This window comes from Klenkia marina (assembly GCF_900101025.1).
Classification (GTDB): Bacteria; Actinomycetota; Actinomycetes; order Mycobacteriales; family Geodermatophilaceae; genus Klenkia; species Klenkia marina.
The window spans coordinates 691,491-710,997 of the sequence record NZ_FMUH01000001.1; the positions used below are offsets into that span (position 1 = coordinate 691,491).

The window sequence follows — 19,507 nt, forward strand, 5'->3', positions numbered from 1 at the left end:
GCGCTGACGTGGGCTGGCAGAACCCACCCATCCCGTGGTCGGAGCTCGAGCGCCGGCTCTCCGACCGCCACCGCCCCGGCTCCCCCACCCAGGGCGACGGCGGCGACAGCCCGGCCTGGTCGCGCAAGCGGCAGCCCTACACGCCGCCGCCGGTCGAGACCCCGCAGCCGGTGCTGCCCGGCGTCCCCTACGCCGAGCTGCACTGCCACACCAACTTCAGCTTCCTCGACGGTGCCAGCCACCCCGAGGAGCTCGTCACCGAGGCCGCGCGGCTGGGTCTGCACGCGCTGGCGGTCACCGACCACGACGGGTTCTACGGGGTGGTCCGCGCCGCCGAGGCCGCGAAGGCCCACGACCTGCCCACCGTGGTGGGCGCCGAGCTGTCGCTGGGGCTGCCCGGGCCGCAGAACGGCGTCGCCGACCCCGAGGGCAGCCACCTGCTGGTGCTGGCCCGCGGCACCGCGGGCTACCACCGGCTCTCGGCCGAGATCACCCGGGCGCAGCTGCGCGGGGCCGAGAAGGGCCGGCCGGTCTACGACCTCGAGGAGCTCGCCGCCGCGTCCGGCGGCGACTGGCTGGTGCTCACCGGCTGCCGCAAGGGCACCGTGCGCGCGGCGCTGGCCTCCGGCGGCCCGGACGCCGCGGCCGCCGAGCTCGACCGGCTGACCGCGCTGTTCGGCCGCGACCACGTGGTGGCCGAGCTGTTCGACCACGGGCACCCCACCGACAGCCGGGCCAACGACGCCGTCGCCGGGCTGGCCGCGGCGGCCGGGCTGCCGGTGGTGGCCACGGGCAACGTGCACGTCGCCACCCCGGCCGGACGACGGCTGGCCACCGCGCTCGCCGCCGTCCGGGCCCGGCGCGACCTCACCGGCATCGACGGCTGGCTGCCGGCCACGGGCGCGGCGCACCTGCGCTCCGGTGCCGAGATGGCGGCCCGGTTCGCCCGCTACCCCGGGGCCGTCGCACGGTCGGTGCACCTGGCCGACCAGCTGACCTTCCCGCTCGAGCTGGCCCGGCCCCGGCTGCCGCGCACCGAGATCCCCGCGGGGCACACCCCGATCAGCTGGCTGCGCGAGCTGGTGCTGCGCGGTGCCGAGAAGCGGTTCGGGCCCTCGGGCGGCTGGCGGGTCGACGAGCGCGAGTACACCGACCGGGTGCACCGCGAGCTCGACGTCATCGGGGAGAAGGACTTCCCCGGCTACTTCCTCATCGTGCACGACCTGGTCGCCTTCGCCCGGGGCGAGGGCATCCTCTGCCAGGGCCGGGGGTCGGCGGCCAACTCGCTGGTCTGCTACCTGCTCGACATCACCGCGGTCGACCCGGTGCGCTTCGGGCTGCCCTTCGAGCGGTTCCTGGCGACCACCCGCGAGGAGGAACCCGACATCGACGTCGACTTCGACGCCGACCGGCGGGAGGAGGTCATCCAGTACGTCTACGGGAAGTACGGACGCCGCAACGCCGCCCAGGTCGCCAACGTCATCACCTACCGGCCCAAGCTGGCGGTGCGCGACGTCGCCAAGGCGCTGGGGCACAGCACCGGGCAGCAGGACGCCTGGTCCAAGCAGGTCGAGGCGTGGGGGTCGGTGGCCACCGCGGCCGACCACGACATCCCCGACGCCGTGGTCGACCTGGCCGGCGAGCTGCTGGGGTTCCCGCGGCACCTGGGCATCCACTCCGGCGGCATGGTGCTCACCGACCGGCCGGTGGGCGAGGTCTGCCCGATCGAGCACGCCCGCAAGGAGCAGCGCACCGTGCTGCAGTGGGACAAGGACGACTGCGCCGCCATGGGCCTGGTCAAGTTCGACCTGCTGGGCCTGGGCATGCTGGCCGCCCTGCAGCACTGCTTCGACATCGTGGCCGAGCACACCGGCGAGCGCTGGACGCTGGACTCGATGCCCAAGGAGGAACCGGGCGTCTACGACATGCTCTGCCGGGCCGACTCGATCGGGGTCTTCCAGGTCGAGAGCCGGGCGCAGATGGGCACCCTCCCCCGGCTGCGACCGCGGCAGTTCTACCACCTGGTCATCGAGATCGCGCTGATCCGGCCCGGGCCCATCCAGGGCGGGGCGGTGCACCCCTACATCCGCCGCAAGCTGGGCCAGGAGAAGGTCACCTACCCGCACCCGCTGCTGGAGCCGGTGCTCGAGCGCACCCTCGGCGTCCCGCTGTTCCAGGAGCAGCTCATGCAGATCGCCCAGGCCGTCGGCGGGTGCAGCGGGGACGACGCCGACCTGCTACGCCGGGCGATGGGTTCCAAGCGCGGGCTGGAGAAGATCGGCCGGCTCAAGGACACCCTGTTCGCCGGCATGGCGGCCCACGGCATCACCGGCGGCCTGGCCGAGGACATCTACGCCAAGATCGAGGCGTTCGCGAACTTCGGGTTCGCCGAGAGCCACTCGATCAGCTTTGGGCTGCTGGTCTACAGCTCCAGCTGGCTGAAGCTGCACTACCCGGCGGCGTTCCTGGCCGCCCTGCTGCGCGCCCAGCCGATGGGCTTCTGGTCCCCGCAGACGCTGGTCGCCGACGCCCGCCGGCACGGGGTCGAGGTGCGCACCCCCGACATCCTGCGGTCCGGGGTGCACGCCGACCTCGAGCGGTCCGGCGAGGACCCCCGCCCGACCGGCGACCCGGCCTGCCGCAGCCTCGAGCAACCACCCAGCGGCGAGTTCGACCCCGACGCGCCCTTCGACACCGCCGACCACCGGCTCGACGAGGGCTTCGTCGTCCGGCTGGGGCTGGCCGGGGTGCGCACGATCGGGCCGGACGTCGCCGAGCGCATCGTGGCCGCCCGGGACGCCGACGGCCCGTTCACCTCGATGGCCGACCTCGTGCTGCGGGTCGGGCTGACCACCGCCCAGCTCGAGGCCCTGGCCACCGCCGGCGCGTTCGACCCGCTGGGCATCTCCCGACGGCAGGCGCTGTGGGAGGCCGGCCGGGCCGCCCGCGAGAGCGCCGACCTGCTGGCCGGGACCGCCGGGTCCGAACCGCCGCCGATGCTGCCGGGCATGAGCGACCCCGAGCTCACCATGGCCGACCTGTGGGCCACCGCCATCTCCACCGACAGCCATCCGGTGCAGCACGTGCGGGCCGAGCTCGACGCCACCGGGGTGCTGTCGGCGACCGCGCTGGGCCGCGCCGAGCCGGGCAGCCGGGTGCGGGTGGGCGGGGTGGTCACCCACCGGCAACGCCCGGCGACGGCGGGGGGCACCACGTTCCTGAACCTGGAGGACGAGACCGGGCTGGTGAACGTGATCGTGTCGGCCGGGGTCTGGGCCCGGCACCGCCGGGTGGCCCGGGAGGCCTCGGCGCTGGTGGTGCGCGGGCGGGTCGAGCGCAACGCCGGCGTGGTCAACCTGGTCGCCGAGAGCCTCGACCAGCTGGCCATCACCGCCCGCACCACCTCCCGCGACTTCCGCTGAGGCAGGCGCAGGTCAGCGGGTGGGACGGGCCTCGGGGCCGTCGGCGGGCTCGTCCGCATCGGGGTCGCCCTCGGGGTGCACCGGGTGCGGACGGGCCGGCAGCGTGTCGCCGGTGGTGCCCAGCTCGTCGACCACGAGCAGGTCGCGGCGCACGTGCCGGCGCCGGTAGGCGATGCGGCTGACCATGTGCGCGCTGACCGGGGCGGTGAGCAGCTGGAAGACCGCGACCAGCACCAGCATCCACACGATGGGCTGGCCGGTGAGCCGGATGACCGCGCCGGTCATCACCAGCAGCACGCCCAGCACCTGCGGCTTGGTGGCGGCGTGCATGCGGTTGAGCACGTCGGGGAAGCGCACCAGGCCGAGCCCGGCGGTCAGGCAGAGGAAGCAGCCGAGCACCAGGCAGATCGAGGCGACGACGTCGGCGGCGCTCACGGGGCCTCCTCCCGACCCTGCCTGGTCGACCCGCCGACCACGGGCTCCTCGTCCGGGCCGGGCTCGGTGGCCACCAGCATGCCGCCGATGTACCGGGCCACCGAGACCGAGCCGACGAAGGCGAGCAGGGCGACCACCAGCAGGACGGGCTCCAGCGAGATGTCGCGGTACACCGCGCAGTAGACGGCGATGCCGCAGGCGATGGTGACCAGCAGGGCGTCGGTGGACACCACCCGGTCCAGCAGCGAGGGGCCGATGGCCAACCGGGCCAGGATCAGCACGGCGCCGGCGCCCAGCAATGCGAAGCAGACGATCGCGACCACGGTCATCGCTGGCTCATCCTCTCGGTGCCGTCGATCTCGGGGGTCACGGTGCCGGGTGCGTCCAGCCGCGCGATGTCCTCGGCGGAGCCGAAGGCGCGCACGACGCGGTCCTCCATGCCCAGCACGTCGGCCCGCAGCCGCTCGACGTGGGCCGCGTCGCGCACCTGCACCAGGTGGACCGCCATGGTCGAGTGCTCGCGGTCCAGGTCGAGCACCAGCGACCCGGGCACCAGCGAGAGGGCCTCGGCGATGACGGTGAGCAGCAGGTCGGAGTCGGTGCGCAGCTGCACGGTGATGATCGCCGAGCGGTGGGTGCCGGGCCGGAACGCCAGCCACGACACCTCGACGCTGGACACCACAAGGTCGGCCAGGAACCGGCCCACGAACCGGACCGCGGCCACCGGCCGGAACGCCGCGACCGTCTCGACGGTGGGCAGCGGCAGCAGCGTCGTGATGACCAGCGCGATCACGACGCCGCTGAGCAGGTTGGCCCAGGAGAACGTGCCCCAGAGCAGGTTCCAGACCAGCACCAGCCAGACCAGCAGGAAGCCCTGCTGGCGCAGCCGGGAGACCCGGGCGGTCACGGGATCGCCCCTTCGCCGAAGACGGACTCGATGTAGGGCGATCGGTCGAGCAGGTCGGTGGCGGCGCGGTCGGCGACCCCGTAGAGCACGCCGCCGAAGACGGTGATGGCCAGCGTCACCGCGACGAACCCGGCGGTGGCGGCCACCATCGTGCGCGGCAGCCGGGCGGCCTGCAGCTCCTCGGTGGTGGTCGACGTGCCGGGCGCCGGGCGGATCGCCTCGACGTCCTCGTCGGCGGTGTCCACCGCACGGGGCCGCCAGAACGCACGGCCCCACACGCGGGCGATGGCGACCAGGGTGAGCAGGCTGGTGAGCACGGCCCCGCCGACCAGCACGTAGGGGCCCACCCCGCCCATGGCCACCCCGGCCTCGATGAGGCCCAGCTTGCCGATGAAGCCCGACAGCGGCGGGATGCCGGCCAGGTTCATCGCCGGGACGAAGAACAGGATCGCCAGCAGCGGCGAGGCCTTGGCCAACCCGCCCAGCTTCTCGGTGTTCGTCGTCCCGCCGCGGCGCTCGACCAGGCCGGTGGCCAGGAACAGGGTGGTCTGGATGGCGATGTGGTGGACCACGTAGAAGATCGCGCCGGCGAAGCCGGCCGTCGTCCCCAGGGCGACGCCGAACACCATGTAGCCGATGTGGCTGACCAGGGTGAACGAGAGCATGCGCTTGACGTCGGTCTGCGCGACCGCGCCCAGGATGCCGATCACCATGGTGGCCAGCGCTGCCCACAGCAGGACGTCGTCGAGCGCGCCGTCGGGGAACAGCAGCGTGTTGGTGCGGATGATCGCGTAGACGCCGACCTTGGTGAGCAGCCCGGCGAACACCGCGGTGACCGGGGCCGGCGCGGTCGGGTAGCTGTCGGGCAGCCACGCCGACAGCGGGAACACCGCGGCCTTGATGCCGAAGGCGACCAGCAGCATGGACTGCAGCAGCAGCTGCGTGCCGTCGGGCAGGTCACCGAGCCGGACGGCGAGCTGGGCCATGTTGACGGTGCCGGTGGCGGCGTAGACCAGCCCGATCGCGGCCAGGAAGACCAGCGAGCTCATCAGGCTGACCACCACGTAGGTGATGCCCGCCCGGATGCGGCCGGCCGTGCCGCCGAGGGTCAGCAGCACGTAGCTGGCCGCCAGCAGCACCTCGAAGCCGACGTAGAGGTTGAACAGGTCACCGGCCAGGAAGGCGTTGCTCACGCCGGCCACCAGGACCAGGTAGGTCGGGTGGAAGATCGACAGCGGGGTGTCGGTCTCCTCGCCGTCGGCCAGACCCTGCCCGACGGCGAACACCAGCACGCCCAGGGTGACGGTGTTGGCCACCACGAGCATGAGCGCACTGAGCCGGTCGACGACCAGCACGATGCCCAGCGGCACCGGCCACCCGCCCACCGACACCGACGTCGCGCCCTGGTCGTCGGCGAGCACGAGCAGCGCCACCGAGACGGCGAGCACCCCGCTGAGGACGACGATGCTCACGGTGCGCTGCAGCTGGGGGTGCCGGCCGACCAGCAGCGCGGCGGCCGCGCCCAGCAGCGGCAGCAGCACCGGCAGCGGGGTGAGCACCCGGATCAGGTCGTCCATCAGTGCTCCTCCTCCCGGTCGACGGGGCGGCCGCCCGCGGGGGTGCGGTCGGGGGTGCCGGCGGCGCGGGCCTCGGCGGACTCGTTCTCGGCCGCCTCCTCCCGGGCCAGCGCCAGGGCGACGTCGTCCGAGGGCGGGGTGACCTCACCGTGCAGGGGGTCGCGCTCGACGGTGAACCCGTCGCCGGGCCCGCGGTCGGCGGGGTCCATCGCCTCGGGGTCCATGTCGTCGGCGTCGATCTCCTCGCGGGTGGCCACGCGGAGGTCCTCGGCGTCGTCCTGCACGACCTCGTCGCGCACCAGCCGCCACGACCGGTAGATCATCGCCAGCACGAACGCCGAGATGCCGAACGTGATGACGATGGCGGTGAGCACCAGCGCCTGCGGCAGCGGGTCGTTGATCAGCGAGGTGTCCGACACGGGCAGGATCGGCGCCAGCCCGGCCACCCCGCCGGCCGACAGCAGCAGCACGTTGGTGGCGTTGCCCAGCAGCAGGAAGCCCAGCAGCACGCGGGTGAGGCTGCGGTCCAGCAGCAGGTAGACGCCGGCGGCGTAGAGCCCGGCGACGATGACCGGCAGCACCACGGTGGGGGTCATCGGGTCGCCTCCGCGGTGCCTGCGCCGTCGCGGGCGTCGTCGTCGCCGTCCTCGTCGTCGGCGTCGATCTGCGCGCCGAGGCTGCGCAGGACGTCGAGCACGAGCCCGATGACGATCAGGTAGACGCCCATGTCGAAGAACAGCGAGGTGACCAGCTTGACGTCGCCGAGCACCGGGAGGGTGGCCTGCAGGATCGTGGTCTGCAGGGCGTCGACGCCCAGCACCAGCCCGGCGACGCCCGTGCCCCCGGCCAGCAGGAGACCCCCGCCGAGCAGCTTGCCGGGGTCGACCGGGGCGGCCTCGCCGAGTTCGTAGCGTCCGCCGGCCAGGTAGCGCAGCACGAGGGCGAGCCCGGCCACCAGGCCGCCGGCGAACCCGCCGCCGGGCACGTTGTGCCCGCTGAACAGCAGGTACACGCTGAGGACGACGATGGTGTGGAAGAGCACCCGGGTGATCACCTCGAGGATGACCGAGCGCCGCCGCGGGTCCAGGGTGGCGCTGGCGGCCAGCCAGCGGTCGCGGGGGGCGCGCCGGGCAGCCGAGCGCGCGACGCCCCCGGCCCGGGCTACCGCACCCGTGCGCTCGCGCAGGAACACGAGGCTGGCGACGCCGGTGGCGACGACGACGAGCAGCGAGACCTCGAGCATGGTGTCCCAGGCGCGGATGTCGACCAGGGTGACGTTGACGATGTTCTCCCCGCCGCCGAACTCGTAGGCCTGCTCGGGGTAGTCGACCGACACCGGCGTCGCGGTGCGCGCACCGAGCGCCACGACGCCGACGCCGCCCATGAGCAGCCCGACGGCGACCGCGATGAGCCCGCGCGCGGTGCGCTCCTTGGCGCGGTGCCGGTCGGAGATGTCCTTGGGCAGCTTGCGCAGCACGAGCACGAAGGTGACCAGCGTGAGCGTCTCGACCAGGAACTGGGTGAGCGCCAGGTCGGGCGCGCCCTGCAGGGCGAACAGGACGCCGACGCCGTACCCGGTCACCCCGACCACCAGGACGGCCGACAGCCGCTGCCGGATGCGGATGGCCAACGCTGCGGCGCCCAGGACGACGACGCCGACGAGCGCCTGCACGGGGGTGTCCCAGAGCCGCACGTCCTCGGGCCAGGGGGCGCTGAAGACCAGGGCGGAGCCCGGCAGCAGAACCAGCACGACCAGGATCACGCCCAGGTAGGTGGGCAGCGATCCGCGCTGGGTGGTGCGGGTGGCCGTCTGGGCCACGCGGTCCAGGCCGCGCATGGTGTGCCAGTAGCCCTCGTCGGCGGAGGGGTCGACGGCCAGCCGGCGCTGCAGCCGGGCGACCAGGTCGCGGGCGGCGAACAGCGCCAGGCCGCCGCCGAGGGTGACCAGCGAGAGCAGCAGGGCCGGTTGCCAGCCATGCCACAGCGCGATCTTCTCGGCCTCCTCGGCCACCAGCGGGAGCGTGTCGGCGTAGGGGGCCACCAGCGGATCGAGCAGGCCGGAGAACGGCCCGGCCAGCAGGCCGAGGACGGCGAGCACGGCGGGGGCGGCCAGGAACGCCGGGCCCGGGCGGTGCAGGTGGGCCGGCGACGGGCGGTCGGCGGCGCACCGGCGCAGCGACCCCCCGGTGCCGAAGGCCCCCCACAGGAACCGGGCGGTGTAGGCGACGGTGAGCACCGACCCGAGCACCAGGCCCAGCAGGGTGAGCATCGCCCAGGTGCGGCCCTCGAGCCCGCCGTCGAGCAGGGCGGTGAACGCGGCCTCCTTGCCGACGAACCCCAGCAGCGGAGGCAACCCGGCCATCGAGGCACCGGCCAGGGTGGCGATGACCGCCAGCACGGGGACCCGGCGGCCCAGACCGTTGACCTCGCGCAGGTCGCGGGTGCCGCAGGCGTGGTCGACGATGCCGACGACGAGGAACAGCGTGGACTTGAACAGCCCGTGGGCCAGCAGCATCACGATGCCGGCCGCAGCGGCCTCGCGGCTGCCGATGCCGACCAGCACCATCAGGAAGCCCAGCTGGCTGACCGTGCCGAAGGCCAGCAGGAGCTTGAGGTCGTACTGCCGCAGCGCGCGGTACCCGCCGAGCAGCATGGTGGCCACGCCCAGCCCGATGAGCACCGGCCGCCAGCCCGGGGTGTCGGCGAAGCCGGGGGCCAGCCGGGCGACCAGGTAGATGCCGGCCTTCACCATCGCCGCGGCGTGCAGGTACGCGCTGGTGGGGGTCGGCGCCTCCATGGCCGCGGGCAGCCAGAAGTGGAAGGGCACCATGGCCGACTTCGTGACCGCACCGGCCAGCACCAGCAGGACGCCGACGGTGACCTGCGCCCCGCTGCCGGGGTTCGCGACGACCTCGCTGAGCAGGTAGCTGCCGCTGGCCTGGCCGATCATCACGAGCCCGACCAGCATGGCCAGCCCGCCGGCGGTGGTGACCACCAGCGCCTGCTGGGCGGCGCGGCGGCCGGCGACCTTGGCGCCGCTGCCGCCGATCAGCAGGAAGGAGAAGACGGTGGTGAGCTCCCAGAACACGTAGAGCAGGAGCATGTCGTCGGCGACGACGAGACCGAGCATCGAGCCGGCGAAGGCCATGAGCACGCCGGCGAACCGACCCAGGCCCTCGTCGCCGGGCTCGAAGTAGCGGGCGCAGTAGACGAACACCAGGGCACCGACACCGGTGACCAACGCGGCGATGGTCAGCGCGAGCGCGTCGAGGCGCAGGGTGACGTCGAGGTCGAGGGCGGGGATCCACGTGGTGCGCTCGTCGACCGTGCCGCCGTCGAGCACGGTGCTCAGCTGGGCGCCGAGCCAGACGAACCCGGCGGCGGGCACCAGCGCCAGCGCGTAGTAGGCCGACCGCCCCCACCAGCGCACCAGCAGCGGCGCCAGGCAGGCTGCCGCCAGGTGTGCGAGGAGCAGCAGGCCCACAGGTCTCCATCGGGGTCGGGGACGCCCATCGGCGTGCGCGTTCGTTTCGTTCGATTTACAGTCTGCCCGTGGACGGCCGGATGCGCGAGTCGACGGTGCACCCACCGGCGTCGGTGCCCGCCGTGCCGCCCGGCCCGTGGGTGCTCTGCGGCGCCGACGGCCACGGCGTCCCGCTGCCCGACGAGGTGGCCGAGGTGCTGGCCCTGGCGCTGGACGCGTTCGCGCACGGTGCCGCGGTGACGCTCACCCCGCACGAGCGCACGCTCACCACCCAGGAGGCCGCGGACCTGCTCGGTGTGAGCAGACCCACCGTGGTGCGGCTGCTCGACCACGGGGCGATCCCCTACGACCAGCCCGGCAGCCACCGCCGGCTGAAGCTCTCCGACGTCCTCGAGCACCAGCGCCGCTGCCACCACGAGGACCCACCGCTGCCTGCCTGAGGCCACACCACCCCCGGGCAAGGGAGCCCTTCCGTACCGGAGGCGGCCTGCCCGGGGTGGAAGGGATCCCTCGCCTCGGCGGGAGCGCGAGCCGGGGCCGCGGAACCCGGGGGGGGCCGAGGCGCGGCCAGCGCCTCAGCCCTCGGCGAGCTCGGCGGCCTCGAGCCAGGCGGTCTCGGTCTGCTCCTTCTCGGCCTGGACGGCGAGCAGCTGCGCGTTCAGCTCCGCGACCTTCGCGTGGTCGGTGGAGGCGGCGAGCAGCTGGTCGTGCAGCTTCTTCTCGTCGGCGTCGAGCTTGAGCATGCGGCGCTCGAGCTTCTGCACCTCCTTGCGCGCGGCCCGGGCCTCGGCGGCGCTCACCGCCGGGGCGGCAGCCGTCGTCCCCAGGTCGCCCCCGGCGGCGGTCGAGAGCTGGGCCTGACCGGCGGCACGGCGGCGCAGGTACTCCTCGACGCCCCCGGGCAGCTGGGCCAGCGACCCGTCGCCGAGCAGCGCGACGACGGTGTCGCAGACCCGGTCGACGAAGTAGCGGTCGTGGCTGACCACCAGCACCGTGCCGGGGAACCCGTCGAGCAGGTCCTCGAGCGCGGTCAGGGTGTCGATGTCGAGGTCGTTGGTGGGCTCGTCGAGCACCAGCACGTTCGGCTCGGCCATGAGCAGGCGCAGCAGCTGCAGCCGACGGCGCTCACCCCCGGAGAGGTCGCCGACCGGCGTCCACTGCCGGTTGGCGGCGAACCCGAAACGCTCGGCCAGCGTGGACGCCGAGATCTCCTGGTTGCCCAGCCGGGCGACCCGGGCGACGTCCTGCACGGCCTCGAGCACCCGCGCCTTGGGCGGCAGCTCGGTGACGTGCTGGGACAGGTACGCCACCGAGACGGTCTGCCCGACCTTCACCGTGCCGGCGTCGGGCTCGTTCTCCCCGACCAGCATCTTGAGCAGCGAGGTCTTGCCGGCGCCGTTGACCCCGACCACGCCGATCCGGTCACCGGGGCCGACGTTCCAGGTCAGGTCGCGGAACAGCGTGCGCGGGCCGTCGTCGGTCGGGACGGCGTAGTCGACGTGCTCCAGCTCGTAGACGGTCTTGCCCAGCCGGCGCGCAGCGAAGTTCGCCAGCTGCATCGAGTCGCGGGCCGGCGGCTCGTCGGCGATGAGCGCCTGGGCGGCCTCGATGCGGAACTTTGGCTTGCTGGTGCGGGCCGGCGGGCCACGGCGCAGCCAGGCGAGCTCCTTGCGCACCAGGTTGAGCCGGCGCTCCTCGGTGACGCTGGAGATCCGGGCGCGCTCGGCGCGGGCCAGCGTGTAGGCCGAGTAGCCGCCGTCGTAGGCGTAGACCGAGCCGTCGGCGACCTCCCACGTGGTCGTGCAGACCTCGTCGAGGAACCAGCGGTCGTGGGTGACGACCACCATGCCGCCGGCGCGCGCCTTGACGTACTCGGCCAGCCAGGCCACGCCCTCGACGTCGAGGTGGTTGGTGGGCTCGTCGAGCACCAACAGGTCCAGCGGGCGCACCAGCTGCGCGGCCAGCGCCACGCGACGGCGCTCACCCCCGGACATCGGGGCGACCGGGGCGTCGAGGCCCAACCGGTCGAGCTCGAGCCCGGTGAGCACCGACCGGACGGCGGCGTCGGCGGCCCACTCGTGCTCGGCGCCGAACCCGGCCAGGACGACGTCGTGCACGGTCGTCCCCGCGGGCAGTGTGCCGCTCTGGTCGAGCACGCCCATCGCGGTGCCGCCGCGCATGGTCACCCGGCCCTCGTCGGGCGGCTGGGCGCCGGTGATCACCGACAGCAGGGTGGACTTGCCACCGCCGTTGCGGCCGACGACGCCGATGCGCTCACCGGCCGCGATGCCGAGGGACACGTCGTCGAGCAGGACCGTGGTGCCGTGCGCCTTGGAGACCCGCTCGAGCGAGACCAGGTTCAGGGGGGTCGTCATAGAGCACCCATGGTCCGGCATGCGGGTCGGCGCCGGTGCGGCGGCCCGCAGCGCCCGCCGGGGAGAGCACCGCGGGCCGGCCGTGCCGATCTGCCGGGGCACTGCCGATAGGCGCGGCGTGACCTCCCGTCTGCTCGCCCGCCGCCCCCTCCAGCTGGGCGGGCTGCTCCTCGCCGCCACCACCGTGGGCCTGGCCACTTCCCCGGCCGCCCTCGCCGAGGACCTCCCGACGCCGCAGGCCGACCCGTCGGCCGATGCCGGCACCCCGCAGGTGCTGCCCCCCGCCCCCACCACGTCGACCACCACGTCGACCACCACCGGGACCGACACCACCGGGGGCGGATCGTCCGTGACCGACCAGTCGGCCGACCAGGACGGGGCGGCGCCGCAGGTCGCCGCGGCGAACCCGCCCGGCGCCCATTTCGGCACCGGCAAGCTGAACCCGTCCCTGAACACCACCGCGGACCCCCTGCCCGCGGGCGCGGTCCTGGCCGCCGCCGGCGCGCAGCTCGAGATCCGCTTCAGCCAGATGGGCGGCGCGCCGTCCACGGCCAGCGGCACCTGCGACCTCGTCGCCCCGTACCCGTCGAGCCCCCTCATCACCGACTGCAGGTTCCGTCCCGGCCACTCGCTGCAGACCCAGGACTACGGTGCGGGCCCGGCCCCGACCCTGCCGGCCGACTCCGTCTTCACCCTCACCCTCGTGCAGCCGCCGACGTCGGGTCAGCTGCTGGCTGCACCCATGTCCGTCCAGGGGTGGACGGACACCACCGCGAGCCCCGGCTTGGACAGCGACCTGCGGCTGGCTGTCAGGCACGGCTACCGGGCGCTCGGGGTGGCCGTGGTCGACGGCGCACCGGCCGGCACCCGGGTGCTGCTGTGCCCGGCCGTCGGAAACGGCTGCGCGAACGGGTCGACACCGGTCCCCGCCACCACCGACGCCTCCGGCCTGGCCACGTTCGACGGCCGCTACCTGCCCGGTGACTACCTGCTCATCCGCGGCACCGAGCGCACCCGGTTCACCGTGGCCCCGGCCACCACCACGACCGAGCGCGACACCCCGCTGCTGCTGAGCCTCGGCGTGCCCGTCACCCCGCTCACCCCGACCCCGACCCCTGCGCCGCCCACCTCGGCACCGGGCGCCGCCACCGCCGCGTCGGCGACGCTGGCCGTGGGTCGGCAGCAGACCGTCACGGCCGGCGGGTTCACCCCCGGTGAGACGGTGCGCGGCACGCTGTACTCGACCCCGGTCGACCTGGGCACCGCGGTCGCCGATGCCCAGGGCGTCGCCACCTTCACCTTCACCGTCCCCGCGGGCCTGGAGGTCGGCGTGCACACGGTCACGGCGGTGGGGCTGACCAGCGGCTCGACCAGCACGGTCACCTTCACCGTGACCGCGGGCGGCGACGCGGTCCTCGCGACGACCGGTGTGGACGTGGCCCCGCTGCTCGGCCTCGGCGCCCTGGCCGTCGGTGCGGGCTCGGCGCTGGCGTTCGCCGGCACGCGGCGTCGTCGGACGGCATGATCCCCGCGTGACCCCCACCGTCGGCACCGACGTCTGGTACGCCCGGCACACCGTCCCGGACGGCGGGGTGGTGCTGGTCGGCGTCGCCGGGCCGGGTTTCCCCGACGGCGCGGTGGTCGACCTGCCCGGCCCGCCGGCCCACCCGACGGGCTGGTTGGCCGAGGCGCACGTGCGGGACGCCGGCCACGTCCCCGTGCTGGTGCGGGTCTCCCCCGACCTGGCGCCCGGGTCGCCGCACCTGTGGTTCACCCTCGGCCCGGCCGGCGCCGGCGACGCCGTCGACCTGGTCGCCTTCTCCACCACGGCGCTGGCCGACGGCCGCGTGGTCCCCGCCGCCGACCTAGCCGACGCCGGGGTCACCTGGGCCGACCAGGTGGCGGCCGTGCGCTGGTCGCCGTCCAGCGGTCTGGTGTCGCAGGTCTACGTCGCCCCGCGCGCCCGGCGGCGCCGGGTCGGCACCCGGGTGGTGATCACCGCCGACGCCGTCCGGGTGGCCCTGGGGTGGGCGCCGCTGGTCAGCGACGGCCGGGTCACCGACCTGGGCGATGCGTGGCTGTCGGCGCAGTCCGAGGCGTGGCGGGCCCGGGTGCCGGCCGGCGGCGAGCGTCCGCCGCCGATGACGCCGGAGGACGAGGCGATCGGGCTGCCCACCCGGCTGCTGGTCCGGGACGAGCCCACGGCCTCGGCACGTACCAACCGGGTCGGGCACTGCCGATAGGGGTCGCGTGACCTCTCGCCCGCTCGTGCGCCGTCCCCTGCAGGTCGGCGGCCTGCTGCTCGCCACGGCCGCCCTCGGCACGGTGCTGGCCCCGGCCGCGTCGGCGATGGTCGACCCCGCCGCCCCGGTCGACCAGACGCCCGACGAGGCCCCGGTCGCCGCTCCGCGGGTGCTGACGACCTCGCCGGTCTCCTACTTGGGCTCTGAATCCGACCGGGTGGAGTTCGGGGTGGGCAAGGTGCAGGTCTACGTCGCCCCGGCAGCGGAGGTCGATGCGCCGGAGGAGGAGGACCTGGCGGGAGCGCAGGTCAAGGTGACCCTGCCGGACCCGGACAGCGACGACGGAGCCGAGGTCAGCGCCATCTGCACCACCGTCTCGACCGGCCTGTGCGTCTTCCCGGAGGGCTCCCCGGGCATCGTCGACGGGATGCTGTCGGTCAACGGGCGGCAGACGTTCACCGTGGAGCAGATCGCCGCTCCGACATCGCGGAGATTCACCCTCCCCACGACGGAGAACGCCGTCGTGCACGGGGTCGGCGGCTACTGGATGCCGCTCGAGACGGAGTTCTCCGAGCTCGACGGCACGGGCGCGACTGCCCCTGTCGGAGCTCCGGCCGTGGTGCAGGCCCTGCAGTGGGACATCGAGCCCCGGCCGGACGACGTCATCGGCACGATCACCTTCTTCGACCCGCTGGTCACGGTCTCCGCGGGGCAGCCCGGCGACACCGCCGTGCCGCCCGCCCCGGGCATGGCCGGGGCCGCCCCCGACGCGACCGCGGCTGCGCCGGGCGTCCCGGTGGTCGCCGATGCGACCGCCGGCACGGCGACGGACGCGGCGACCACCCCGGGCGCCTCGACCCTGGCGCTGACCGGCGCCGACGTCGGCCCGATGGCCGCGGTCGGCGGCGGCCTGCTGGTGGCGGGGGCCGCCGGCCTCGTGCTCGCCCGTCGCCGGGCGCCCCGCTGACCTCGCTCTGGTACGCCCGTCACCCGGTGGGCGACGGGCACGTGCTGGTCGGCGTGGCCTCGATAGCCTTCCCCGACGGTGCCGTGGTCGACCACCCCGGCCCGCCGTCCCGGCCCGCCGGCTGGCAGGTGGAGGCGCACGTGCCGCAGCCGGGGCGGGCGCCGTCGCGGGTGCTGGTGTCCGAGGACGTCGCCCCGCAGGCACCGCACCTGTGGTGCGTGCTGCGCGCCGCCGGGCCGCAGGCACCCGGCGGGGACGTCGACCTCGTCGCCTTCTCCACGGCTCACCTGGACGACGGCACGCTGGTCGGCGCGGCGACGCTCGAGCAGCTCGACGTCGGCTGGGCCAACCAGGTCGGCGCGGTGCGGTGGAGCGCGGGCACCGGTGTGGTCGGCCAGGTGTTCGTGGCCCCCGAGCACCGCCGGCTGCGGGTCGCGGCGAAGCTGCTGATGGTCGCCGCGGGCGTGCGGGTGGCCCAGGGCTGGGCCTCGTTGCGCAGCGACGGCCGGCTCACCGACCTCGGCGACACCTGGCTGACCGCCGCCCCCGACTGGTGGCGCTCACGGGTCCCCGAGCGCACGGCCCACCTGCCCCCGATGGATCTCAGGCCAGGCGGGTGACCTCCACGACCACCGAGTGCCCCTCGCTGCGCGGGCCGGAGAAGATGCCCTTGAGCGGGGGGACGTCCTTGTAGTCGCGACCGCGGCCCAGCGTGACGTGCCGGGTGCCGATCTCGACGACGTTGGTGGGGTCGTAGCCGGTCCAGGCACCGTCCCACCACTCGACCCAGGCATGGCTCTCGCCCTTGACCGGCTCGCCGATGCCGGCGGCCGGGCGCGGGTGCAGGTAGCCCGAGACGTAGCGGGCCGGGATGCCCAGCGCCCGCAGCAGGCCGACCGACACGTGCGCCATGTCCTGGCAGACGCCCTGCCCGCGGGTCCAGGCCTGCATCGCGTTGGTGCGCACGTCGGTCGAGCCGGACAGGTACTGCATGTGGTCGTGCACGAACCGGCAGATCCGCAGGCCGGCCTCGCGCGGGTCGACGTCGCCGACGGCCTCGCGGGCGGCGCGGACGACGGGGGCGTCCATCGCGGTGAGCCGGGTGGGGGCGAGCATCTCGCCGAAGCGGTCGAGCACGTCGGGGTCGGACAGGGCGTCCCAGCCGACGACCTCGGCCTGCTCGGGCTCGGGCCCGGCCTCCACGACCGAGGTGGCGACGACGGCGAGCTCGCGGTGCGGGCCGTGCAGGTCGAACGCGGTGACCGTGGAGCCCCAGTAGTCGCGGTAGGCCTGCATGGTCGCGGCCGGCTCGACCTCGACCCGCGAGCGCAGCGTGGTCTGCCGGGTGGTGTTCTCCGGGGTCATGCGCGCCTCGTTGTAGGAGCTGCGCACCGGGCCGGCGTAGGAGAACTTCGTGCGGTGCACGATCTGCAGCCGCCACCGCTCGACCCCGTGCGGCGCGGGCTGGGCCGAGAGCACGCCGGTCTGCGGCACGGCCGACCGCGGCAGCGGGCCGGTGACGGGCTCGGGCGAGCGCTGCCCCTGGGACTGGTTCACAGTGCACCCTCCGGGACCCACACCTGGGGGGCCTGCTCGGTGAAGAACCTGCTGGTCACTGCCTCGCTGGCCGCCGAGCAGGTGCGCTGCAGCTCGTCGAGGCGGGTGGGCAGCTGGGCCAGGATCTCGTCGGTGCCCATGAACTCGAGCATCGTGCGGGCCCGCCCGACGATCCGGTGCGCCTCGCCGGCCACGCCGATGCGGTGGCCGTCGCGCACGTTGGAGCGCTCGAGCTCGGCCAGGCACCCCTCGGCCTGCTCCAGGGCGGCGAACACCGACCGGGGGAACAGCCGGTCCAGCAGCAGGAACTCCGCCGCCCGGCTGGAGTTCACCGCGCCCCGGTAGGTGCGCAGGTAGGGCTCGTAGGCCCCGGTCGAGCGCAGCACCAGCGTCCAGGACGGCGCGGCGTCACCGGCCAGCACCCGGGTGGAGAGCATGCGGCTGGTCATGTCGACGCGCTCGAGCGAGCGGCCCAGGATGAGGAACAGCCAGCTCTCGTCGCGGCTCATCGTGGCGTCGGCCAGGCCGAACACCATCGCCGAGCGCTCGCGGACGAAGCGGAACAGCGAGTGCGGCCCGTACCGGCGGGCCATGGTGCGCTGCTGCGGCAGGGCGTTGTGGGTGACGTTGAGCGATTCCCAGATCTCGGCCGAGAGCACCTCGCGGGCACCGCGGGCGTTCTCGCGGGCGGCGCTGAGCGCACCGACGATCGAGCTGGGCGCGATGCGGTCGAAGGCCAGGGTGGCCAGCACGCGTTCGGTGTCGGCCTCGGCCGGGTCGCACGGGATGCCCATGAGCGAGAGCAGGTTGTGGCAGGCCCGCCGCTCGTCGATCCACGGGTCCTCGACCAGGCGCTGGGTGTGCACGTCGAGGATGCGGGCGGTGTCGTCGGCGCGCTCCACGTAGCGCCCGATCCAGAACAGCGACTCCGCGATGCGGCTCAGCACGACGGCACCCCCGGCCGCTGCTGCTGCTGTTGCTGCTGCTGGCCCTGGCCGACCGCGTTGTCGTTGGCCGGACCCGGGTCCTGGGCGGGCGGTTCGTCGGGCAGGTCGGCGGTGGTGAACTCGATCTGCGTGCGGTCGGGCACCGGCGCGTCGGCCGGCCGCGGGCCGGAGATCACCCAGGTGTCCTTGGACCCCCCGCCCTGGCTGCTGTTGACCACCAGCTCGCCCTCGGGCAGCGCCACCCGGGTGAGCCCGCCGGGCAGCACCCACACGTCGTTGCCGTCGTTGACCGCGAAGGGGCGCAGGTCGACGTGCCGGGGTGCGATGCGCCCGTCGATGAGGGTCGGGGACGTCGACAGCCCGATCGGCTTCTGCGCGATCCAGTCGCGCGGGCTCTCCCGCACCTTCACCGCCAGCGCCTCGAGCGTCTGCTCGTCGGCCCGCGGGCCGATGACGATGCCCTTGCCGCCGGAGCCGTCCACCGGCTTGAGCACCAGGGACGACAGGTTCTCCAGCACCCACTCGGTCGCGTCGCGGTCGTCGAGCCGGTAGGTGTCGGCGTTGGCCAGCACCGGCTCCTCGTTCAGGTAGTACCGGATGAGGTCGGGCACCCACGTGTAGATCAGCTTGTCGTCGGCGACGCCGTTGCCCACCGCGTTGGCGATCGTGACCCGGCCGGCGCGTGCGGCGTTGAGCACGCCCGCGCAGCCGATCACGGAGTCGGAGCGGAAGTGCACCGGGTCGAGGAACTCGTCGTCGATGCGGCGGTAGATGACGTCGACCCGCTGCTGGCCGTCCGTCGTCCGCATGCTGACCTGGCCACCGGAGCAGACGAGGTCGCGGCCCTCGACCAGCTCGACGCCCATCTGGCGGGCCAGCAGGGCGTGCTCGAAGTAGGCCGAGTTGTAGACGCCCGGGGTGAGGACGACGACCGTCGGGTCACCGACCGTCGAGGGCGCCGAGGCCTTGAGCGCCGCGAGCAACTTGCTGGGGTAGTCGGCGACCGGCTGGATGCGGTGGTCGCCGAACAGCTCGGGCAGCACCTGGCTCATGGCCGCCCGGTTGGTGATCACGTAGCTGACGCCCGAGGGTGAGCGGAGGTTGTCCTCGAGCACCCGGAAGTCGCCGGCCTCGTCGCGCACCAGGTCGATGCCCGACACGTGCACCCGCACCCCGTTGGGCGGCACGAGCCCGTGCGCGGCCCGGTGGAAGTGCGCGCTGGTGGTGATGACCCGGCGCGGCACGACGCGGTCGGCGAACACCTGGCCGGCGCCGTAGACGTCGGCCAGGAAAGCCTCGAGCGCGTGCACGCGCTGGGCCACCCCGCGCTCGACGTGCGCCCACTCGTCGGAGCCGATGACCCGGGGCACGATGTCGAGCGGGAAGGGCTGCTCCTCGCCGGCGTGGGCGAAGGTGACGCCGGCGTCGCGGTAGGTCTGGCTCAGCACGTCGGCGCGGGCCGCCAGCTCCTCGCCCGAGATGTGCTGCAGCGATCCGAAGAGGCCGGCGTACGGGGGCCTGGGTTGGGCCGGCGCGCCGAACATCTCGTCCCACTGCTCCCCCAGGGGGTAGCCGTCGAAGAGGTCCGCCATG

Annotated in this window: 16 protein-coding genes; 6 read left to right on the forward strand and 10 right to left on the reverse strand. The window is 74.3% G+C overall.

What is annotated here, in order from left to right:
- Positions 1 to 8 precede the first annotated feature (8 nt).
- Positions 9 to 3,422 (forward strand): error-prone DNA polymerase, encoded by a 3,414-nt coding sequence (locus tag BLP29_RS03530; protein WP_092799790.1) that lies wholly within the window; start codon positions 9 to 11, stop codon positions 3,420 to 3,422.
- Between the two features lie 12 nt (positions 3,423 to 3,434).
- Here BLP29_RS03530 and mnhG read toward each other — a convergent pair whose 3' ends face one another.
- Genes mnhG through BLP29_RS03560 form a run of 6 tightly spaced genes read right to left on the reverse strand, consistent with a single transcriptional unit; the run spans position 3,435 to position 9,825 of the window.
- Positions 3,435 to 3,857, reverse strand: coding sequence for a monovalent cation/H(+) antiporter subunit G (mnhG, locus tag BLP29_RS03535; RefSeq protein WP_092799792.1), 423 nt, complete (start codon positions 3,855 to 3,857; stop codon positions 3,435 to 3,437).
- Entirely contained in the window at positions 3,854 to 4,186 is a 333-nt protein-coding gene (locus BLP29_RS03540) for an MrpF/PhaF family protein (protein ID WP_092799794.1), read from the reverse strand. The genes mnhG and BLP29_RS03540 overlap by 4 nt, the downstream gene beginning before the upstream one ends.
- On the reverse strand, positions 4,183 to 4,764 hold the full coding sequence (locus BLP29_RS03545; protein ID WP_092799796.1) for a Na+/H+ antiporter subunit E: 582 nt from the start codon (positions 4,762 to 4,764) through the stop codon (positions 4,183 to 4,185). Before BLP29_RS03545 ends, BLP29_RS03540 begins: the two co-directional genes overlap by 4 nt.
- Positions 4,761 to 6,341 (reverse strand): Na+/H+ antiporter subunit D, encoded by a 1,581-nt coding sequence (locus tag BLP29_RS03550; protein ID WP_243469664.1) that lies wholly within the window; start codon positions 6,339 to 6,341, stop codon positions 4,761 to 4,763. The genes BLP29_RS03545 and BLP29_RS03550 overlap by 4 nt, the downstream gene beginning before the upstream one ends.
- Entirely contained in the window at positions 6,341 to 6,937 is a 597-nt protein-coding gene (locus BLP29_RS03555) for a Na(+)/H(+) antiporter subunit C (protein ID WP_092799798.1), read from the reverse strand. The genes BLP29_RS03550 and BLP29_RS03555 overlap by 1 nt, the downstream gene beginning before the upstream one ends.
- Positions 6,934 to 9,825, reverse strand: coding sequence for a Na+/H+ antiporter subunit A (locus BLP29_RS03560; protein ID WP_092799800.1), 2,892 nt, complete (start codon positions 9,823 to 9,825; stop codon positions 6,934 to 6,936). The genes BLP29_RS03555 and BLP29_RS03560 overlap by 4 nt, the downstream gene beginning before the upstream one ends.
- 68 nt (positions 9,826 to 9,893) lie before the next feature.
- Between BLP29_RS03560 and BLP29_RS03565 the strand changes: the two genes are divergently transcribed.
- A complete protein-coding gene (locus BLP29_RS03565; protein ID WP_207798277.1) occupies positions 9,894 to 10,265 on the forward strand; it encodes a helix-turn-helix domain-containing protein in 372 nt (123 codons plus the stop codon).
- A gap of 135 nt (positions 10,266 to 10,400) precedes the next feature.
- Here the strand turns inward: BLP29_RS03565 and BLP29_RS03570 are convergent, their stop codons facing one another.
- Complete coding sequence (locus BLP29_RS03570) at positions 10,401 to 12,200, reverse strand: ABC-F family ATP-binding cassette domain-containing protein (RefSeq protein WP_092799804.1); 1,800 nt, start codon at positions 12,198 to 12,200, stop codon at positions 10,401 to 10,403.
- 118 nt (positions 12,201 to 12,318) lie between these two features.
- On the opposite strand from BLP29_RS03570, the gene BLP29_RS03575 reads away from it, so the two are divergent.
- From BLP29_RS03575 to BLP29_RS03590, 4 genes are read left to right on the forward strand one after another with little or no spacing between them, the layout of a single operon-like run.
- Positions 12,319 to 13,725 (forward strand): hypothetical protein, encoded by a 1,407-nt coding sequence (locus BLP29_RS03575; RefSeq protein WP_092799806.1) that lies wholly within the window; start codon positions 12,319 to 12,321, stop codon positions 13,723 to 13,725.
- A 7-nt stretch (positions 13,726 to 13,732) separates the two neighbouring features.
- The gene (locus tag BLP29_RS03580; RefSeq protein WP_092799808.1) at positions 13,733 to 14,443 is read left to right on the forward strand and encodes a hypothetical protein; all 711 of its coding nucleotides are present in this window, start codon (positions 13,733 to 13,735) and stop codon (positions 14,441 to 14,443) included.
- 7 nt (positions 14,444 to 14,450) lie between these two features.
- The gene (locus BLP29_RS03585) at positions 14,451 to 15,410 is read left to right on the forward strand and encodes a hypothetical protein (RefSeq protein WP_133378991.1); all 960 of its coding nucleotides are present in this window, start codon (positions 14,451 to 14,453) and stop codon (positions 15,408 to 15,410) included.
- Positions 15,411 to 15,463: 53 nt separating this feature from the next.
- Positions 15,464 to 16,030 (forward strand): GNAT family N-acetyltransferase, encoded by a 567-nt coding sequence (locus tag BLP29_RS03590; protein WP_133378993.1) that lies wholly within the window; start codon positions 15,464 to 15,466, stop codon positions 16,028 to 16,030.
- Here BLP29_RS03590 and BLP29_RS03595 read toward each other — a convergent pair.
- Genes BLP29_RS03595 through BLP29_RS03605 form a run of 3 tightly spaced genes read right to left on the reverse strand, consistent with a single transcriptional unit; the run spans position 16,014 to position 19,506 of the window.
- Positions 16,014 to 16,967 (reverse strand): transglutaminase family protein, encoded by a 954-nt coding sequence (locus BLP29_RS03595; protein ID WP_243469665.1) that lies wholly within the window; start codon positions 16,965 to 16,967, stop codon positions 16,014 to 16,016. The genes BLP29_RS03590 and BLP29_RS03595 overlap by 17 nt on opposite strands.
- Complete coding sequence (locus BLP29_RS03600; protein ID WP_092799814.1) at positions 16,964 to 17,914, reverse strand: alpha-E domain-containing protein; 951 nt, start codon at positions 17,912 to 17,914, stop codon at positions 16,964 to 16,966. The genes BLP29_RS03595 and BLP29_RS03600 overlap by 4 nt, the downstream gene beginning before the upstream one ends.
- Positions 17,908 to 19,506 carry a circularly permuted type 2 ATP-grasp protein gene (locus BLP29_RS03605; RefSeq protein ID WP_092799816.1) on the reverse strand — a complete coding sequence of 533 codons (1,599 nt, stop codon included), beginning with the start codon at positions 19,504 to 19,506 and terminating at the stop codon, positions 17,908 to 17,910. Before BLP29_RS03605 ends, BLP29_RS03600 begins: the two co-directional genes overlap by 7 nt.
- Between the last annotated feature and the right edge of the window lies 1 nt (position 19,507).